Source organism: Methylibium sp. Root1272, from assembly GCF_001425905.1.
Classification (GTDB): Bacteria; Pseudomonadota; Gammaproteobacteria; order Burkholderiales; family Burkholderiaceae_C; genus Methylibium.
On the sequence record NZ_LMDY01000016.1, the window covers coordinates 248,934 to 267,636 of the forward strand.

Annotated in this window: 13 protein-coding genes; 7 read left to right on the forward strand and 6 right to left on the reverse strand. The window is 70.4% G+C overall.

Annotated elements, in window-relative coordinates; all coding sequences use genetic code 11:
• Positions 1-46: 46 nt before the first annotated feature.
• The 3 genes from ASC67_RS16770 to ASC67_RS16775 are packed head-to-tail and all read right to left on the reverse strand — an operon-like array spanning position 47 to position 2,014.
• Positions 47-634 (reverse strand): bifunctional 2-polyprenyl-6-hydroxyphenol methylase/3-demethylubiquinol 3-O-methyltransferase UbiG, encoded by a 588-nt coding sequence (locus ASC67_RS16770; protein WP_056323994.1) that lies wholly within the window; start codon positions 632-634, stop codon positions 47-49.
• A 1-nt stretch (position 635) separates the two neighbouring features.
• Complete coding sequence (locus ASC67_RS21135; RefSeq protein WP_255353692.1) at positions 636-767, reverse strand: hypothetical protein; 132 nt, start codon at positions 765-767, stop codon at positions 636-638.
• Between the two features lie 20 nt (positions 768-787).
• A complete protein-coding gene (locus ASC67_RS16775) occupies positions 788-2,014 on the reverse strand; it encodes an MFS transporter (RefSeq protein ID WP_056323998.1) in 1,227 nt (408 codons plus the stop codon).
• A gap of 155 nt (positions 2,015-2,169) precedes the next feature.
• On the opposite strand from ASC67_RS16775, the gene ASC67_RS16780 reads away from it, so the two are divergent.
• The 3 genes from ASC67_RS16780 to parC all read left to right on the forward strand — a co-directional run bounded on the left by ASC67_RS16780 (position 2,170) and on the right by parC (position 7,422).
• Positions 2,170-4,149: a DNA topoisomerase IV subunit B gene (locus ASC67_RS16780; RefSeq protein ID WP_056324002.1), complete on the forward strand. Its 1,980-nt coding sequence runs from the start codon at positions 2,170-2,172 to the stop codon at positions 4,147-4,149.
• A gap of 39 nt (positions 4,150-4,188) precedes the next feature.
• Entirely contained in the window at positions 4,189-4,863 is a 675-nt protein-coding gene (locus ASC67_RS16785) for a class I SAM-dependent methyltransferase (protein ID WP_056324007.1), read from the forward strand.
• A 249-nt stretch (positions 4,864-5,112) separates the two neighbouring features.
• A complete protein-coding gene (gene parC, locus ASC67_RS16790) occupies positions 5,113-7,422 on the forward strand; it encodes a DNA topoisomerase IV subunit A (RefSeq protein WP_056324013.1) in 2,310 nt (769 codons plus the stop codon).
• A gap of 28 nt (positions 7,423-7,450) precedes the next feature.
• On the opposite strand, the gene ASC67_RS16795 is transcribed toward parC, so the two are convergent.
• The 3 genes from ASC67_RS16795 to ASC67_RS16805 all read right to left on the reverse strand — a co-directional run bounded on the left by ASC67_RS16795 (position 7,451) and on the right by ASC67_RS16805 (position 8,869).
• Complete coding sequence (locus tag ASC67_RS16795; protein ID WP_056324019.1) at positions 7,451-7,804, reverse strand: hypothetical protein; 354 nt, start codon at positions 7,802-7,804, stop codon at positions 7,451-7,453.
• A gap of 76 nt (positions 7,805-7,880) precedes the next feature.
• Positions 7,881-8,408: a disulfide bond formation protein B gene (locus ASC67_RS16800; protein ID WP_056324023.1), complete on the reverse strand. Its 528-nt coding sequence runs from the start codon at positions 8,406-8,408 to the stop codon at positions 7,881-7,883.
• Positions 8,405-8,869, reverse strand: a complete 465-nt coding sequence (locus tag ASC67_RS16805; protein WP_056324028.1) for a RidA family protein — start codon at positions 8,867-8,869, stop codon at positions 8,405-8,407. Before ASC67_RS16805 ends, ASC67_RS16800 begins: the two co-directional genes overlap by 4 nt.
• Before the next feature lie 101 nt (positions 8,870-8,970).
• On the opposite strand from ASC67_RS16805, the gene ASC67_RS16810 reads away from it, so the two are divergent.
• Genes ASC67_RS16810 through ASC67_RS16825 form a run of 4 tightly spaced genes read left to right on the forward strand, consistent with a single transcriptional unit; the run spans position 8,971 to position 18,678 of the window.
• A complete protein-coding gene (locus ASC67_RS16810; RefSeq protein WP_056324031.1) occupies positions 8,971-11,511 on the forward strand; it encodes a DNA internalization-related competence protein ComEC/Rec2 in 2,541 nt (846 codons plus the stop codon).
• 36 nt (positions 11,512-11,547) lie between these two features.
• Complete coding sequence (locus ASC67_RS16815) at positions 11,548-15,051, forward strand: DUF2126 domain-containing protein (RefSeq protein WP_056324035.1); 3,504 nt, start codon at positions 11,548-11,550, stop codon at positions 15,049-15,051.
• Between the two features lie 17 nt (positions 15,052-15,068).
• On the forward strand, positions 15,069-17,741 hold the full coding sequence (locus tag ASC67_RS16820; protein WP_056324039.1) for a circularly permuted type 2 ATP-grasp protein: 2,673 nt from the start codon (positions 15,069-15,071) through the stop codon (positions 17,739-17,741).
• Positions 17,719-18,678, forward strand: coding sequence for a transglutaminase family protein (locus ASC67_RS16825; RefSeq protein WP_082536082.1), 960 nt, complete (start codon positions 17,719-17,721; stop codon positions 18,676-18,678). Before ASC67_RS16820 ends, ASC67_RS16825 begins: the two co-directional genes overlap by 23 nt.
• The last annotated feature ends 25 nt before the right edge of the window (positions 18,679-18,703 follow it).

The window sequence follows — 18,703 nt, forward strand, 5'->3', positions numbered from 1 at the left end:
AATCCTGGGATTTTAGCCAGCCGCGGCAACGAGGCTGACGCAGCGGCTACAAGGGATAACGCGGTGGCCCGGCCGACGCCGCCGCGCCGGGGTTCGCCTCGTGCACGGCGGCGATGCGCTGCACGAAGCGCAGCGGCGTCTCCAGCGTGCCGTCCTCGTAGCCCAGCACGCGCCAACCACCGCCGGCGCCGCGCACGGCGTCCAGCAGTTCGCCCGGCCGCAGCAGGAAGTCGGGGTTCGACGGCTTGCCGACGGTCTGGTTGCCGAGCGCGAATGTTTCGTAGATCAGGCGGCCGTCGGGCGCCACGCAGTCGAGGATCGCCGGCAGCAGCGGCCTCCACAGGTAATTGGTGACGATCACCACATCGAAGGTGCGGCCCTCCAGCGGCCACGGACCGGACTCGATGTCGGCGGTGATCAGCTCGGCCTGCGGGCAGGCGGCCGCCAGATCCTCGAGGGCCGCCGCGTCGCGGTCCACGCCGGTGACGTGCTGCCCTTGCGCCGCGAGCCAGCGCAGATGCCGGCCGGAACCGCAGGCCAGGTCGAGCACGCGACGTCCGGCCGGAAGCGCGCGCGTCCAGCGCACCACCCAGGGCGACGCCATGAGCCCGCCATGCAGCGATGCCGCGGTCATCCTAGAAGCAGCTCCACACGCGGTTGGCCAGGTCGACCACCAGGTCAGGCTGCAGATAGGCCATGAACACCGCGGTCAATGCGGCCGCGGCCGCGGCCCAGACCAGCATTCGCTTGAACGAGAGTGCTCTCATCGCGGCCGTGCCACCACGTGTCATGCCGGGACCGGGGCGCCGCCGCGCGTGATCGCGGTCTCCCGCACCGGCAGGTTGATGAGCGCGGCGAACACGCCGAGCGCGACCGCGATCCACCACACCACGTCGTAGCTGCCGGTCGCGTCGTAGAGCTTGCCGCCCATCCATACGCCGAGGAAGCTGCCGACCTGGTGGGCCAGGAACACGAACCCGCCCAGCATCGAGAAGTGCTTGACGCCGAAGATCTGCGCGACAACCGCATTGGTGGTCGGTACCGTCGACAGCCACAGCAGGCCCATCGCGATCGAGAACGCGTAGACCGAGGCGGGCGTCAGCGGCAGCAGCAGGAAGGCGATGATGGCCACCGAGCGCAGCGCATAGATGGTCGCCAGGATGTGGCGCTTGGCCAGATGCTGACCCAGCACGCCGGCCGCGTAGGTGCCGAACACGTTGAACAGGCCGATCAGCGCCAGCGCCGTCGTCGCCACCTGCGGCGACAGGCCGTGGTCCTTCAGGTAGCTCGGCATGTGCACGCCGATGAAGACCACCTGGAAGCCGCACACGAAGTAGCCCGCCATCAGCAGCTGGAAGCTGCGGTAGCCGAAGGCCTCGCGCACGGCCTCGCCGATGCTCTGCTGCGGTTCGGCCGTGGCGACGCTTCGTGGCGCTTCCTTCAGCCCGAAGGCGAGCGGCACGATCGCCAGCGCCGAGCAGCCCAGGACGATCAAGGCCACCTGCCAGCCGAAGGCTGAGATCAGCCCGCTTTCCACCGGCACCATCAGGAACTGTCCGAAGGAGCCGGCCGCTGCGGTGATGCCCATCGCCCACGAGCGCTTCTCGGGCGCAACGTTGCGACCGATCACGCCGTAGACGATGGCATAGGTGCAGCCGGCCTGCGCCATCCCGATCAGCAGCCCGGCACTGCCGTGGAAGGCCAGGCCCGAGGTGGCCAGCGCCATCAGCACCAGCCCGGCCGCGTAGAGCACGGCACCGGCCACCAGCACCTTGAAGGCGCCGTAGCGGTCGGCCAGCATGCCGGCGAACGGCCCGACCAGACCCCAGGTGAGGTTCTGGATCGCCAGCGCGAGGCCGAAGGTCTCGCGGGTCCAGCCGCGGTCCATCGTGACCGGCTGCAGCCACAGGCCGAAGCCGTGCCGGATGCCCATCGACAGCGTCACGATCGCGGCGCTGCACAGCAGCACCTGGGTCATCGAGAGCGTCTGCGGGGCGCGGGTCGGCGAGGTCATCGACGGATTGTCACGACTTTCACGTTCCGACGCTGGCCACCCGGCTTCGCCCGGCCCGCTGCGGTGATGCCACGCACCGGCAACGAGGCGCGCGCGGGCGCTGTGGTAAGCCCGCGCGCCGGTGCACGCGCGGCGGCTCCCTAGAATCTTCCTCCATGGCAACCAAACCTTCTTCGCCGGGCCGTTACGGCGAATCGTCCATCCGCGTGCTCAAGGGCCTGGAGCCCGTGAAGCAGCGGCCGGGCATGTACACCCGCACCGACAATCCGCTGCACATCGTGCAGGAGGTGATCGACAACGCCGCCGACGAGGCGCTCGCCGGCCACGGCCAGCGCATCGCCGTGACGCTGCATGCCGACGGCTCGGTCGGCGTCGACGACGACGGCCGCGGCATCCCCTTCGGCCTGCACCCCGAGGAGCAGGTGCCGGTGGTGGAGATCGTGTTCACGCGGCTGCACGCCGGCGGCAAGTTCGACAAGGGCTCGGGCGGCGCCTACAGCTTTTCGGGGGGCCTGCACGGCGTGGGCGTCAGCGTGACCAACGCGCTGTCGACGCGGCTGCAGGTCGAGGTGTTCCGCGAGGGCAAGGTCGCGGCGCTGGCCTTCGCCGGTGGCGACGTGATCGAGCCGGTCAGCACGCGCAAGGCCGGTGCTGCCGACCGCCGGCAGGGCACGAGTGTGCGGGTCTGGCCCGACCCGAAGTACTTCGAGAGCGCCGAGCTGCCGAAGAACGAACTGGTGCACCTGCTGCGCAGCAAGGCGGTGTTGATGCCGGGCGTGAGCGTGACGCTGGCGCATGAGAAGACCGGCGAGTTGCAGACCTGGCGCTACGAGGGTGGGCTGCGCGACTACCTGATGCAGACGCTGCTGGCCGACCCGGTGATCCCGCTGTTCGAGGGCGCGCACTACGCCGAGGAGGGCGAGACCGAGAACTTCGCCGAAGGCGAGGGCGCGGCCTGGTGCGTGGCCTTCACCGAGGACGGCGCGGCGGTGCGCGAGAGCTACGTGAACCTGATCCCCACGGTGGCGGGTGGCACCCACGAGTCGGGGCTGAAGGACGGCCTGTTCCAGGCGATCAAGGGCTTCATCGAGCTGCACGCGCTTTGCCCGAAGGGTGTGAAGCTGATGCCCGACGACGTGTTCTCGCGCGCCAGCTTCGTGCTGAGCGCCAAGGTGCTCGACCCGCAGTTCCAGGGCCAGACCAAGGAGCGGCTCAACTCGCGCGACGCGCTGCGGCTGGTCTCCACCTACGTGAAGCCTGCCTTCGAGCTGTGGCTGAGCCAGCACGTCGAGCATGGCCGCAAGCTGGCCGAGCTGGTGATCCGCCAGGCCCAGGCGCGCCAGCGCGCCGGGCAGAAGGTCGAGAAGCGCAAGGGCTCCGGCGTGGCCGTGCTGCCCGGCAAGCTGACCGACTGCGAGAGCCGCGACCTCGCGCTCAACGAACTCTTCCTGGTCGAGGGCGACTCGGCCGGCGGCAGCGCCAAGATGGGCCGCGACAAGGAGACCCAGGCCATCCTGCCGCTGCGCGGCAAGGTGCTCAATTCCTGGGAGGTCGAGCGCGACCGCCTGTTCGCCAACAACGAGATCCACGACATCTCGGTGGCGATCGGCGTCGATCCTCACGGTGCCAACGACGAGCCCGACCTGTCCGGCCTGCGCTACGGCAAGATCTGCATCCTCAGCGACGCCGACGTCGACGGCTCGCACATCCAGGTGCTGTTGCTGACGCTGTTCTTCCGGCACTTCCCGAAGCTGATCGAGCGCGGCCACATCTGCATCGCCAAGCCGCCACTGTTCCGTGTGGACGCGCCGGCGCGCGGCAAGAAGCCGGCGGCCAAGCTCTATGCGCTGGACGAGGGCGAGCTCACGGCCATCCTCGACAAGCTGCGCAAGGAAGGTGCCCGCGAGACCAGCTGGACCATCAGCCGCTTCAAGGGCCTGGGCGAGATGAACGCCGAGCAGCTGTGGGACACCACGCTCAATCCCGACACGCGCCGCCTGCTCCCGGTGAGCTGGGGCGTACTCGATTTCGGTCAGACCGAAGGCTCGTTCAACAAGCTGATGGGCAAGGGCGAGGCCGCGTCGCGGCGCGAACTGATGGAACTGCACGGCGATGCGGTCGAGGTGGACGTGTGAGTCGGACAGGTTGACAATCGCCGTGAAGGAGCACGCCACATGAGCATGTTCGATCCAGCCGCGTTCTTGTCGACTCTGAAATCCGCCGTCAATGCGTTTCAGCTTCGTCAAGTCGAGGCAGCGATTCCCAAGGTGCCGCTTCGGGCCGAGCATGTGGCGAATTGCAGGCTGTTGCTCAATCGCCAGGCCTTGTTGCATGAACTCCCGACCCGAAGCGTCTGCGCCGAGATCGGCGTCGATCAGGGTGATTTCACGGACGCCATTCTTCGCGTTGCGCAGCCGAGCCAACTGCATCTGGTCGATACCTGGGGGAGCAGGCGCTACAACGAAACCAAGTTCGAGCAGGTGCGCAATCGTTTCGCGCGGGAACTGCAGTCGGGCACGGTGGTGATCCACCGCAAGCTCTCGCTGGAAGCCGTGTCCGATTTCGAGGATGCGTGTTTCGACTGGATCTACCTGGACACCACGCACGCCTACGAGCTGACGGCGCAGGAGCTGCGCGCCTATGCCGCCAAGATCAAACCGGGCGGTTTGATGTGCGGGCACGATTACTCGATGGGCAACTGGATCAAGGCGTATCGGTATGGCGTCATCGAGGCTGTGCACGAATTCTGTGTGACGGATGGCTGGGAACTGGTCTACCTGACCCTCGAGCCGATCGAGTGCCAGAGTTTCTCGATCCGCCGTATCGCCGCGCCCGTGAGGGCGAGCTGAGGCTGGCTCGGCCCAGGGCCCGCTTGCCACGGGACCGAGGTCCCGCGCCGGTAGACTCGCAGTCTGACCCGTGCCAGTTCGATGGGCATCGCTGTTGAGCATGGCCCGACGCCGTCGGCCAACAGCAAGGTCGTACGCCTGCCTCGCTGCCAGCACGACGGCGTGCAGGCGCTCTGCCCCTCACAGGCAAGATGAGCGCTGCGAGCCGCTGGTCCAGCGCCATCCATAGACCCGCATCCTTCTTTCTGCATGAGCGATCTTTTCGATATTCCTGCCCCCGCTGAGTCCGGCGACGCGATCACCCTCGCCCACTACGCCGAGCGGGCCTACCTCGAGTACGCACTGAGCGTCGTCAAGGGCCGGGCGTTGCCCGATGTGTGCGACGGCCAGAAGCCGGTGCAGCGCCGCATCCTGTATGCGATGGAGCGGCTGGGTCTGGCCTTCACCACCGCCGGTGGCCCCAAGGCGATGAAGAGCGCGCGCGTCGTCGGCGATGTGCTCGGCCGCTACCACCCGCACGGCGACACCGCAGCCTACGACGCGCTGGTGCGCATGGCGCAGGATTTCTCGCAGCGCTACCCGCTGATCGACGGCCAGGGCAACTTCGGCTCGCGCGACGGCGACGGCGCGGCGGCGATGCGCTACACCGAGGCACGCCTCGCGCCGATCACGCGGCTGCTGCTCGACGAGATCGACGAGGGCACGGTCGATTTCATCCCCAACTACGACGGCTCCACGCAGGAGCCGAAGCAGCTGCCCGCGCGCCTGCCCTTCGTGCTGCTGAACGGCGCGAGCGGCATCGCGGTCGGCCTGGCGACGGAGATCCCCAGCCACAACCTGCGCGAGGTGGCTGCGGCCGCGGTGGCGCTGATCAAGCAGGAGAAGCTGTCCGACGAAGAACTGTTCGCCTTGCTGCCCGGTCCCGACTACCCGGGCGGCGGACAGATCATCAGCGCCGAGGCCGACATCCGCGACGCCTACCGCAGCGGCCGCGGTTCGCTCAAAGTGAGGGCGAAATGGAAGATCGAGGATCTGGCCCGAGGCCAGTGGAACCTCGTGGTCACCGAGCTGCCGCCCGGCACCAGCACGCAGAAGGTGCTGGAGGAGATCGAGGAGCTGACCAACCCCAAGGTCAAGACCGGCAAGAAGGCGCTGAGCGCCGAGCAGGCCCAGCTCAAGACCACCGTGCTCACGGTACTCGACACGGTGCGCGACGAATCCGGCAAGGAAGCGGCGGTGCGCCTGGTGTTCGAGCCCAAGAGCCGCGCCGTCGAGCAGCAGGAGCTGATCAACGTGCTGCTGGCGCACACCAGCCTGGAGACCTCGGCGCCGATCAACCTGACGATGGTCGGCGCGGACGGCCGGCCGACGCAGAAATCGATGCGCCAGATGCTGGCCGAGTGGATCGGTTTCCGGCTCGAGACGGTGCAGCGCCGCACCCGCCACCGCCTGGGCAAGGTGCTGGACCGCATCCACATCCTCGAAGGCCGGCAGCTGGTGCTGCTGAACCTCGACGAGGTGATCCGCATCATCCGCAACGCCGACGAGCCCAAGCCGGCACTGATCGAGCGTTTCCGGCTCAGCGACCGGCAGGCCGAGGACATCCTCGAGATCCGGCTGCGCCAGCTGGCGCGGCTCGAGGCCATCAAGATCGAGCAGGAGCTCAGGAACCTGCGCGAGGAGCAGGGCCGGCTCGAGGACATCCTGAACAGTCCGGCCGCGCTGAAGCGCACTGTCGTGAAGGAGATCGAGGCCGATGCCAAGGCGCACGGCGACGATCGCCGCACGTTGATCCAGGCCGAGAAGAAGGCGGTCGCCGAGGTCAGGGTGATCGACGAGCCGGTCACGGTGGTCATCAGCAGCAAGGGCTGGGTGCGCGCGCGCCAGGCCCACGGCCACGACGCTGCGGCCTTCGCCTTCAAGGCTGGAGACACGCTGTACGGCACCTTCGAGTGCCGCACCGTCGACACGCTGCTGGTGTTCGGATCGAACGGGCGCGTGTACTCGGTCGCGGTCAGCGGCCTGCCTGGGGCGCGCGGCGATGGTCAGCCGATCACGTCGATGATCGAACTCGAATCGGGCACCCAGCCGCAGCACTACTTCGCCGGGCCGGCCGATGCGACGCTGCTGCTCGCCAACACCGGCGGCTACGGCCTGCTGGCGAAGGCCGGCGACCTTCAGTCGCGCCAGCGGGGCGGCAAGGGCTTCCTCACGCTGGCCGAGGGCGAGAAGCCGTTGCCGCCCAGCCGTGCCGATGCCGCGGTGCAGATCGCCTGCCTGAGCCTCGCCGGGCGCCTGCTCGTGTTCTCGCTCGGCGACCTGAAGCTGCAGCCCAAGGGCGGCCGTGGGCTGACGCTGATGGACCTGGAGGCCAAGGATGCGCTGGTCAGCGTGGCCGCCTTCGACAAGACCCTGCGCGTGCTGGGCAGCGGCCGTGGCGGCAAGGCCAAGGACGAGACGCTCGGCGCGGCTGCGGTAGCCGTCTACAAGGGCGTGCGGGCGCGCAAGGGCAAGCCGGCCGACATCGGCTTCAAGCCGACCTGGTTGCTGCGCGCCTGAGCGTTTTGCCGGCGGCTGCTGGAGCCGATCACTTGCCGCGTGCGGCCCGGCGCGGACGCGCCGGTGTGCCGGCCGGTGGACGGGACGCGGCGGTCTTGCGCGTCACGCTGCGGCGGTGCGGGGCCGTGGGGGTCGCCGCCACGCGCAGCGGCACCGCGGCGGGCGGGCTGGGCGGTACGACGGGCCGCGCGGGCACGGCCCCCGGCAGGCCGGGCCAGGCGAGGCGCCAGTAGCGCCACCAGGCCTCGGTCGCCTCGGCGGCCTGCTGCCACAGCACGCGCTGTGTCTCGGCGAGCGCCTGCGGTGTCCACAGCGCGGCATCGCGTGTGGGCGACGGCACGCTGTCGCCATCGGGAAACCAGAAGCGATGCCAGGGGGTCATGGCCCATCTCCTACGGCGCAGCACTGCGCCTCGACGGTCAGCATAGTCCCCGCGCGTGACCGGGTCTTGACCGGGATCAGGAGCGCAGCTTGCGGTGCCACAGCAGCAGCGCCGCCGTGAGCCCGATCAATGCGAACAGCAGGCCACTCCACACCTCGAAGGGCTGGCCCAGCAGCCGGGCCGACGCCGCCTCGGCGCAGGTGGCCGTCACCTGGAACAGCCAGGGCACTGCGGTCTCCAGCCCGGTGACGCTCAGGAAGCGATCGGCGAGCGTGAACGCGCAGCTGCTGTCCTTGGCCGCGACCTGGTGCTGGAACACGGCCGATGCGATGCCGCCCACCGACAGCGCGAGGACCAGCCCGCTCGTCACCACCGTCACCGCACACACCGGTGCGGCCCAGCCGATCAGCGCGACCCCGGCGATCGCGAGATAGAGCACGCGCTGGAAGATGCACCAGGGGCAGGGCAGCATGCCGAAAACGTGCTGCGCGACCAGCGCGCCGCCGACCGCGGCGATGCAGGCCAGCGCCACCAGCGCGAGCACGCCGCGCGGCAGCCGATGGAACACGCTGGCGTGATGCAGGCGCGCGGTCGCAACGTTCACGCAGCCACCTCGGCGATCAGCTCGATCTCGACGCAGGCGCCCAACGGCAATTGCGCCACGCCGAAGGCGCTGCGGGCGTGGGCGCCGCGGTCGGCACCGAACACCTCGCCGATCAGCTCGGAGGCGCCATTGGTCACCAGGTGGTGCTCGGTGTAGGTGGGCGCGCTGTTGACGAGGCTCATCAGCTTGACGATGCGCACCACGCGTTCCAGGTCGCCGCCGACCGCGGCGTTCAGCGTGCCCAGCAGGTCGATCGCCACGGCCCGTGCGGCGGCCTTGCCGGTGTCGGTGTTCATGTCGGTGCCCAGTTGGCCGACGTGCGGCTTGCCCTCGCGCTTGGCGATGTGGCCGGACAGGAAAACCAGGTTGCCGCTGCGCACGAAGGGCACGTAGGCGGCGGCCGGCACGGCGACCGGCGGCAGCACGATACCGAGGTCTTTGAGACGTTGCTGGATCGACATGATGGAGGCTCCTTTTCGCGGGCGACGATCCTACCGCGCGGCCCGTCACCCCAGTCGTGCAGGGCCTGCCGGTCGGCGCATCGGCTTCCTACACTCGACCGATGCCCTCGTTTCCGCCGCTGCCGGGCCTGCGACTGCTGGCCGCCGGTGCCGGTGTGGTGCTGGGATCGTCCCTGCAGTTGCAGCAGGCCCGGCTGTGGCTGCCGGTTCACTACACCGCGCTCTCGGCGCTGGGCCTCGCGGTGTTGGTTCTGCTGTTCGGCCTCGATCGTCGCGGTCCGCTGCGAGGAAAGGCCCACGTGCTTGCGCTGGCCATCGTGCCGGCCCTGGCCGCGGCGAGTTTCGGCGTGACGGGCCTGCGCGCTGGCGAGCGCCTGGCCGAGCAACTGCCGGCCGAACTCGAGGGCCGCGATCTCGCGGTGATCGGCGTGATCGCCGGGCTGCCGCAGCGCTCGCCCGAGGCCTGGCGATTCCACTTCGAGCCGCATTCGGCGCGCATCGGCGACCGCGTGATCGATCTGCCGTCCCGCTTCTCGCTCGGCTGGTACGCCACGCCCGACGGCGCCGAACTGCCCGCGCTGCGCGCCGGCCAGCGCTGGCAGCTCACGCTGCGCCTGAAGCGCCCCCACGGCCTGTCGAATCCGCACGGCTTCGACTACGAGCTCCATCTCTTCGAGCAGGGTGTGCGCGCCACCGGCTCGGTGCGCACGGTGCACGACACGCCCAACCGCCTGCTCGGAGACGGCGAGGGCCACGTCGTCGACCGCCTGCGGCAATCGGTGCGCGACGCGATCACGGCGCGCGTGGCCGATGCCTCGTCGGCCGGCGTGCTGGCCGCGCTGGCGGTGGGCGACCAGGCCGCGATCGAGCGCGACGACTGGGCGCTCTATCGCCAGACCGGCGTCGCACACCTCATGTCCATCAGCGGCCTGCATGTCACGATGTTCGCGTGGCTCGCGGGTCTGGGCGTGGACGCACTGTGGCGTCGCAGCCGCCGTGCGATGGGGGCCTGCCCGGCGCCGCTGGCAGCGCGCTGGGGCGGCCTGGCGGCGGCCTGCGCCTATGCAGTGTTCGCTGGCTGGGGTGTGCCGGCGCAGCGCACGGTGCTGATGCTGGCCAGCGTCGTCATCCTGGGGGCGGCCGGATTGCGCTGGAGCTGGCCGCTGGTCTGGACGGCGGCCATGGTCGTCGTGACCGCGATCGATCCCTGGGCCCTGCTGCAGCCGGGCTACTGGCTGTCCTTCGCGGCCGTCGGCCTGTTGCTGGCCTCGGGCGAGGCGCGCGGACTGGTCGCAGCCACCAGCGGGCTGGCGACGGAACCGATGCGGCTGCGCTGGCAGGGCGCTGCGGCGTGGCTGGTCCGGCTGCTGTCCGGCGGTCTGCGCACGCAGGCCATCGCGACGCTGGGTCTCGCACCCTTGACGCTGGTGTTCTTCCAGCAGTTGTCGCTGGTCGGCTTTGCCGCCAACCTGGTCGCCATCCCCGTCATCACGCTCGGCGTCACGCCGCTGGCGCTGCTGGGCGTGCTGCTGCCGCCGTTGTGGGGGCCGGCAGCCTGGACGGTGGCGCAGCTGAACGCCGGGCTGCAGTGGCTGGCCACGCCGGACTGGGCGGTCTGGTCCGTACCGGCCGCCGCACCGTGGGCCGTGGCCTTCGGCCTGCTCGGCGCCGCGCTCGCCCTGCTGCCGTTGCCCTGGACGCTGCGGGCCCTCGGCCTGCCGCTGCTGCTGCCCCTGCTCGCGCCCGCCGTGCCGCGGCCGGCAGAGGGCGCCTATGACATGACGGTGATCGACGTCGGCCAGGGGACTTCGGTGCTGCTGCGCACCGCGCGCCACGCGCTGCTCTACGACACCGGGCCGCAGTACGCGCGCGAAGCCGATGCCGGCGGGCGGGTGCTGCTGCCGCTGCTGCGCTCGCTGGGCGAGGAACGCCTGGACCTGCTGATGCTCAGCCACCGCGACAGCGACCACGTGGGCGGCGCGGCCACCGTGCTGCGCGGCCTGCCGGTGACGCGCCTGGCGAGTTCGCTCGAGGCGGGCCATGGCCTGCTGGCGCTGGCCGGCGCGCTGGGCGTCGATCGTGAGCCCTGCGTCGCGGGCCGGCAATGGACCTGGGACGGCGTGCAGTTCGAGCTGCTGCACCCGACCGCCGAGGCCCTGGCGTCGGCAGAGCGGGTGAAGACGCGGCCCAACACCCTGAGCTGCGTGCTGCGGGTCAGCGGCCGCTGGGGTGGGCAGGTGCACACGGTACTGCTGACCGGCGACCTGGAGCGCGAGCAGGAGGCGCGCCTGGTGGCCCAGCACGGCCGGGCGCTGGCGAGCGAGGTGCTGCTGGTCCCTCACCATGGCAGCAAGACCTCGTCCAGCGCGGCCTTCCTCGACGCGGTGGCGCCGCGCATGGCGGTCGTGCAGGCCGGCTATCGCAACCGTTTCGGCCATCCGGCACCCGAGGTGCTGGCGCGTTATGCCGCGCGCGGTATCGAGGTCCTCGACAGCCCGCGCTGCGGTGCCTGGCGCTTCGGGCCGATGGGCGCCGCCTGCTGGCGTCCACAGGTCCGGCGCTATTGGCATCATCCTGACGCTGACAGCACGCACAATGGCGTGGAAGTTGCTAACCCTGTCGGGCCGGAATCGACCGACTGACACCGGCACGCACTGCCCGTCCCGAAGGAGAGTCTCTTGTCGATTCACGTCGCGCTGAACCACGTCACGCACTACCGCTATGACCGGCGCGTTGCGCTCGGCCCCCAGGTGGTCCGCCTGCGCCCGGCGCCACATTGCCGCACACCGATCCTCAGCTACTCGCTGCGCGTCGAGCCTGTCGATCATTTCGTCAACTGGCAACAGGACCCGTTCGCGAACTACCTGGCGCGTCTGGTGTTCCCCGAAAAGACCACCGAGTTCAAGATCACCGTCGATCTCGTCGCCGAGATGTCGGTCTACAACCCCTTCGACTTCTTCCTCGAACCCAGCGCCGAGAATTTCCCCTTCAGCTACGAAGAGGGCCTCAAGCGCGAACTCGCGCCCTACCTCGTGACCGGCGAGCCGACGCCGCGCTTCAAGGCCTTCGTCGACAGCGTGCCGCGCAAGACGCAGCGCACCATCGACTTCCTGGTCGGCCTGAACCAGCGCCTGCAGAGCGACATCAGCTACCTGATCCGCATGGAGCCCGGCGTGCAGACGCCCGAGCAGACGCTGGAGAACCGTTCGGGCTCCTGCCGCGACACCGGCTGGCTGATGGTGCAGGCGCTGCGCCACATGGGCCTGGCGGCGCGCTTCGTGTCGGGCTACCTGATCCAGCTCAAGCCCGACGTGAAGGCGCTCGACGGCCCGAGCGGCGCCGAGACCGATTTCACCGATCTGCACGCCTGGTGCGAGGTCTACCTGCCGGGGGCCGGCTGGATCGGCCTCGATCCCACCTCGGGCCTGATGGCCGGCGAGGGCCACATCCCGGTGGCCTGCACGCCCGAGCCGTCGAGCGCGGCGCCGGTCGAGGGTGGCGTCGACGAGAGCGAGGTCGTGTTCACCCACTCGATGAGCGTCTCCCGCATCCACGAATCGCCGCGCGTGACCAAGCCGTATACCGAAGAGCAGTGGGGCGAGGTGCTGTCGCTCGGCGAGCAGGTCGACCTGCAGCTGAAGGCGCAGGACGTGCGACTCACACAGGGCGGCGAGCCGACCTTCGTATCGGTCTACGACCGCGAAGGCGCCGAGTGGAACACCGCCGCACTCGGTCCGACGAAGCGCGGCTTCGCCAACGAACTGGTGCAACGCCTGCGCGCGCGCTACGGTGTGGGCGGCTTCCTGCACTTCGGCCAGGGCAAGTGGTACCCGGGCGAGCAGCTGCCGCGCTGGGCGCTGAGCATCTTCTGGCGCGCCGACGGCGAACCGTGCTGGATCGACCCCACCCTGTTCGCCGACGAGCGCCAGCCCACCGGCTACAGCGAGGTCGAGTCCAAGGCCTTCATCGAGCTGCTGGCGCGCAAGCTCGGCCTGGCCACCGACTACATCCAGGCCGGCTACGAGGACACCTGGTACTACCTGTGGCGCGAGCGCCGCCTGCCGGTCAACGTCGATCCCTTCGATGCGCGGCTCGACGACGAACTGGAGCGCGCCCGCCTGCGCAAGGTGTTCGACCAGGGGTTGACCAAGGTCGTCGGCTACATGCTGCCGATCAAGCGCGAGCCGGGCGCGCCGGGCCTGGTCGGGCCGAGCTGGACCACTGGCCCGTGGTTCTTCCGTGACGAGCGCATGTACCTGATGCCCGGCGATTCGCCGATGGGCTACCGGCTGCCGCTCGATTCGCTGCCCTGGGTCACCAAGGGCGACTTTCCTTACCTGATCGATGCCGATCCATTCGCGCCGGCCGGGCGACTGCGCTCGGTCGCCGCGCTGCGGGCGCAGTACGGCGAGCACGCCTTCCGCGGGGCCGATGCCGATGCGGCCGGTCTGGCCAGCGGCGACGCCAGCGCTTCGGCGCTGGCCGGGGCCGCGGCAATTGGTGCCGGCGGCCTGGGCGGCGCGCCGGGTGTGGCGCAGCCTGCTGGCGCGGGCCTGGGTGCTGGCGCTGGCGCCGGTGCGAGCGGTTCGCCGCGCGCTGCCGCGGCCCGCCACGGTCTGACGCATGCGCCGGCCCGCTTCGAATCGGCGGCCTGGATCACGCGGACCGCGATGTGCGTCGAGGTGCGAGGCGGCATCCTGTACGTCTTCATGCCGCCGCTGGAACTGCTGGACGACTACCTCGACCTGCTGTCCGCGGTGGAGGCCACGGCCGCGGCGCTGGGCATCAAGCTCGTGCTCGAGGGCTATCCGCCGCCGCGCGACGTGCGGCTGAAGATGCTGCAGGTGACGCCCGATCCCGGCGTGATCGAGGTCAACATCCATCCGGCCTCGAGCTGGGAGCAACTGGTCGACCACACCGAGTTCCTCTACGAGGCGGCGCACGAGACGCGCCTGTCGACCGAGAAGTTCATGCTCGACGGCCGCCACACCGGCACCGGCGGCGGCAACCACTTCGTGCTCGGTGGTGCGACACCGGGCGACAGCCCCTTCCTGCGCCGGCCCGACCTGCTGGCGAGCCTGCTGGCCTACTGGCACAACCACCCCAGCCTGTCCTACCTGTTCTCGGGCATGTTCATCGGCCCGACCAGCCAGGCGCCACGCATCGACGAGGCGCGCAACGACCAGGTGTTCGAACTCGAGATCGCGCTGAAGGAGATCGAGAACCAGACCTCGCGCTTCGGCCAGGTGCCGCCGTGGATGGTCGACCGGAGCTTGCGCAACATCCTGATCGACGTCACCGGCAACACCCACCGCGCCGAGTTCTGCATCGACAAGATGTACTCGCCGGACGGCCCCACCGGCCGCCTGGGCCTGCTGGAACTGCGCGCCTTCGAGATGCCGCCGCACGCGCGCATGAGCCTCGTGCAGCAGCTGCTGCTGCGCGCGATGATCGCGCGCTTCTGGCGCACGCCCTACACCGGCGGCAGCACCACGCGGCTCACGCGCTGGGGCACCGAGCTGCACGACCGCTTCCTGCTGCCGACCTTCGTGCAGATGGACTTCGCCGACGTGCTGGCCGAACTGCGCCAGGACGGCTTCGCCTTCGATCCGGCCTGGTTCGCGCCGCACTTCGAGTTCCGCTTCCCGATCATCGGCGAGGTCACGGTGGCCGGCATCGAGCTGACGGTGCGGACCGCGCTCGAGCCCTGGCACGTGATGGGCGAGGAGGGTGCGCCCGGCGGCACCGTGCGCTATGTCGATTCGTCGCTGGAGCGCGTGGAGGTCAAGGCGACCGGTCTGAACGGCAACCGCCACGTGGTCACCGTCAACGGCTGGGCGCTGCCGCTGCAGCCCACCGGCCGGGTCGGGGAGTTCGTGGCGGGCGTGCGCTACAAGGCCTGGGCGCCGCCGTCGGCACTGCACCCGACGATCCCCGGCCATGCGCCGCTCACCTTCGACATCGTCGACAGCTGGATGAGCCGTTCGATCGGGGGCTGCCGCTATCATGTGGCGCATCCTGGTGGTCGCAACCATGACAGCTTCCCGGTCAACGCCTACGAGGCCGAAAGCCGACGGCTGGCGCGCTTCTTCAAGCTCGATCACACGCCGGGCAAGATGAAGGTCCAGCCGGCCCAACCGAGTCGCGAGTTTCCCTTCACCCTCGATCTGCGCCACCTCTGAGTCTCGATCCCGCCGCCGTGCAGCAGTCTTCGCTCGAATTCGACGCTTCCGGCGGCTGGCATTCCGATGCGGTGCTGCACGGCGTGCTTCACGCCGCGCGGCGGGCCGATCCGGGCCACTACGACGAACTGTTGCAGGACACCGGTCAGGCGCTGCGCGAGCGCTGGCAACACTTCTTCGAGCTGCTGGGCGCCGACGGGCTGAGCGGCCTGGACCGGCGCGCCGGCCAGATCGCGCAACAGATCCACCGCAACGGCGTGACCTACAACGTCCACCAGCCGGCCGGCGTCGGCGGCGAGAGCGTCAAGCGGCCGTGGTCGCTGGGCGTGCTGCCGCTGCTGATCGAGCCGGCCGACTGGCAGGTGATCGAGGCCGGCATCGCCCAGCGCGCGCGCCTGCTCGAGGCGATGCTGGCCGACTGCTACGGGCCGCAGCACCTGCTGCAAGAGGGACTGCTGCCCCCGGCCCTCGTGCTGGGCCATCCGAGCTACCTGCGGCCGCTGCACGGCATTGCGCCGGCCGGCGGGGTGCGGCTGCATGTGCTGGCCTTCGACATCGCGCGCGGGCCCGGTGGCGAGTGGTCGGTGGTGTCGCAGCGCAGCCAGGCGCCGTCCGGTCTGGGCTATGTGCTGGAGAACCGGCTGATCGTGTCGCGCCAGTTCCCCGAGGCCTTCCGCGAGCTGCGCGTCGAGCACATCGCCTCGAGCTACCGCAGCCTGCTCGACTCGCTGCTCGGGCCGGCCTCGGTGATCGCCGCGGCCGACGGCAGCGCGACGCCACGCCTCGCGCTGCTGACCCCGGGACCCTACAACGAGACCTATTTCGAGCAGGCCTACCTGGCGCGCTACCTCGGCTTGCCGCTGGTCGAGGGCGGCGACCTGACGGTGCGCGACGACCGCCTCTACCTGAAGACCGTGCAGGGCCTGGAGCCGGTGCACGGCCTGCTGCGGCGGCTGGACGACATCTGGTGCGATCCGCTCGAACTGCGCGCCGACTCCGCCCTCGGCGTGCCGGGTCTTCTGCAGGTGCTGCGCGCCGGCCGGCTGGTGATGGCCAATGCGCTGGGCACGGGTTTCGTCGAGTCGCCGGGCATGCTGGGCTTCATGCCGGCGATCTCGCGGCGCTTGCTCGGCGAGCCGCTGGCGTTGCCGGCACTGGCCAGCTGGTGGTGCGGCGAGGGCGCGGCCTGGCGGGCCACCCGCGGCGAACTGGCGGCCCGCGTGATCCGGCCCACCTACCAGGGTGTGCGGGGCCGCAGCTTCGAGCCGCAGATCGGCGGCACGCTGCCGCCGGCCGCGCACGAGCAATGGCGCGCGCGCATCGAGGCCGAGCCCGACGCCTACACGCTGCAGCGCTACCTGCCGTTCTCGCAGACGCCGTGGTGGGAGTCGGGCAGCTTCCTGCCGCGAACGGCGATGCTGCGCGTCTATGCCATCGCCGACGGCCGCGGTGGCTACCGCGTGCTGCCCGGGGGCATGACGCGCATCGCGGCGCGCGATCCGCACATCGTGTCGATGCAGCACGGCGGCGCCAGCCTCGACACCTGGGTGCTGCGCGAGGGCGCGGTCGACACCTACTCCATGTTGCCGCAGCGCCTGCGGCCGGAGGAGATCGCGGTGCACCAGCGGCCGGTGTCGAGCCGCACCGCCGAGAACCTGTTCTGGATGGGGCGCTACACCGAACGCACCGAGCAGCTGGTGCGGCTGGCGCTGGCCACCGCGGCACTGGTCGAGGACGACGACGACACGCCGTCGGCGGTGCTCGACGCGATCTCCGAGCTGACGCAGCGCAGTGGCCTGGCACCGACCGGCGTGCCGTCGCTGACGCAGTCGCCGCGGGTGTTCGAGCGCTCGGTGGTCGCCGCGCTGGCCGACCCCGAAGACCACCACAGCATCGCCTACAACCTGGCCGCGCTCGACCGCGTGGCCGGATCCTTGCGCGAGCGCCTGTCGATCGAGCACGGGCGCCTGGTCCGCTCGATGGTCGAAGACTTCCACGCCCGGGTCACGAGGGCAATGACGCCGGTACCCGCCGGCAACGACGACGAGGATGGCGAGAGCGAGCAGGCGATTCCGGCCGTGCCCGGGCTCGCCACCGACACGATGCGTGGCGCGCTCGAGCACCTGGCGAGCCAGCTCGCGGCGGTGACAGGCGCACAGAGCGACCGCATGACGCGCGACGATGGCTGGCGCCTGCTGACCGTCGGGCGCCAGGCCGAGCGCCTGATCGCGATGAGCGGCACGCTGCGCTGCTTCTTCGAGGCTGGCGCGGTGCACAGCGCCCACGGCTTCGACCTGCTGCTCGACCTGTTCGACAGCAGCCTGACCTACCGCGCGCGCTATCCCGGCCGCCAGGAGGCGCTGGCGCTGCTCGACCTGCTGGTCATCGACCCGGCCAACCCGCGCGCGCTGGGCTGCGTGCTGCGCCGCCTTCGCACCGAGCTGGCCAAGCTGCCCGGCAGCGCGGGTTCGGTGGAGGAGATGCTGGGTCTGCTGCCGCCGTTCGGCGTCGGCACGACGCTGGTCGAGCTGTGCCGCAAGGCCGAGCCCGGCCAGGAGTCGGGGGTCGACGACGAGCTGGTGGTCGCGCTCGCCGACCGCCTGGCCGAAGCCGGAGCGCGGCTCTCCGACGACGTGGGGCGGCGCTATTTCGCGCTCGCCGGCCTGCATGAACAGCATCTTTCGGTCTGAGCCTCAGGCGCCGTCGCCGCGTCCGGCCGACGCCCTTCGCGGGCCGGTCGAGCTGGAGGTCGTGCACGTCACCGAATACCGCTATTCCAGCCCGGTCGAGCTGGCGCAGCACATCGCCGTGCTGCGGCCGCGCGACGAGGCCGCACAACAGCTTCTGGGCTTCGAGATGGAGATCGAGCCGGCGCCGGCGCAGCAGCACGACGACTGCGACGTCTACGGCAACAGCCGCCGCGTGTTCACGCTGACGGCTTCGCACCAGCACCTGCGGGTCTGCGCCACCAGCCGCGTGCGCGCCCACGCGCCCGAGCGCCCGCCGGCCGCGGCGCTGCCCTGGGAGGCCTGCCGCGCCCACTGGCGCTACGAGTCGGGCCGCCCGCTGGACGCGGCGGTCGAGTTCACCTTTCCGTCCACGCTGGTGCCGCACCACGCCGTGCTGCGTGACTGGGCCCTGCCGTCCTTCCCGCCGGGCCGCGGCATCGACGAGGCGGCCACCGAGCTGATGCACCGGCTGCACGCCGATTTCACCTACGCGCCGCACAGCACCGAGGTCGGCACGCCGGTGCTGCAGGCCTTCGAGCAGCGGCGCGGCGTGTGCCAGGACTTCGCCCACGTGATGATCGGCAGCCTGCGGGCGCTCGGCCTGTCGGCCCGCTACGTCAGCGGCTACCTGCTGACCGAGCCGCCGCCCGGCCAGCCGGCGTTGCAGGGAGCCGATGCCTCGCATGCCTGGGTGGCGGTGGCGGTGCCGCGCGAGGACGGCTCGGCGGACTGGCTGGAGCTCGACCCGACCAACGATTGCGAGGCCGGCCTGACCCATGTGCGCCTCGCACTGGGGCGCGACTATGCCGACGTGACGCCGCTGTGCGGCGTGATCCGTGGTGGCGGCCGCCACCAGCTCGATGTGCGCGTCGGGACGCGCGTGGTGCCCGCAGCATGAGCCCGCTTCGACCGGCAAAAGCGGG

Coding starts and splice junctions, on each gene's coding strand:
- ASC67_RS16825 (WP_082536082.1), top strand. CDS start 17,719: ATGAACAGCATCTTTCGGTCTGAGCCTCAGGCGCCGTCGCCGCGTCCG.
- parC (WP_056324013.1), top strand. CDS start 5,113: ATGAGCGATCTTTTCGATATTCCTGCCCCCGCTGAGTCCGGCGACGCG.
- ASC67_RS16770 (WP_056323994.1), bottom strand. CDS start 634: ATGACCGCGGCATCGCTGCATGGCGGGCTCATGGCGTCGCCCTGGGTG.
- ASC67_RS16785 (WP_056324007.1), top strand. CDS start 4,189: ATGAGCATGTTCGATCCAGCCGCGTTCTTGTCGACTCTGAAATCCGCC.
- ASC67_RS16805 (WP_056324028.1), bottom strand. CDS start 8,869: ATGTCGATCCAGCAACGTCTCAAAGACCTCGGTATCGTGCTGCCGCCG.
- ASC67_RS21135 (WP_255353692.1), bottom strand. CDS start 767: ATGAGAGCACTCTCGTTCAAGCGAATGCTGGTCTGGGCCGCGGCCGCG.
- ASC67_RS16775 (WP_056323998.1), bottom strand. CDS start 2,014: ATGACCTCGCCGACCCGCGCCCCGCAGACGCTCTCGATGACCCAGGTG.
- ASC67_RS16780 (WP_056324002.1), top strand. CDS start 2,170: ATGGCAACCAAACCTTCTTCGCCGGGCCGTTACGGCGAATCGTCCATC.
- ASC67_RS16810 (WP_056324031.1), top strand. CDS start 8,971: ATGCCCTCGTTTCCGCCGCTGCCGGGCCTGCGACTGCTGGCCGCCGGT.
- ASC67_RS16795 (WP_056324019.1), bottom strand. CDS start 7,804: ATGACCCCCTGGCATCGCTTCTGGTTTCCCGATGGCGACAGCGTGCCG.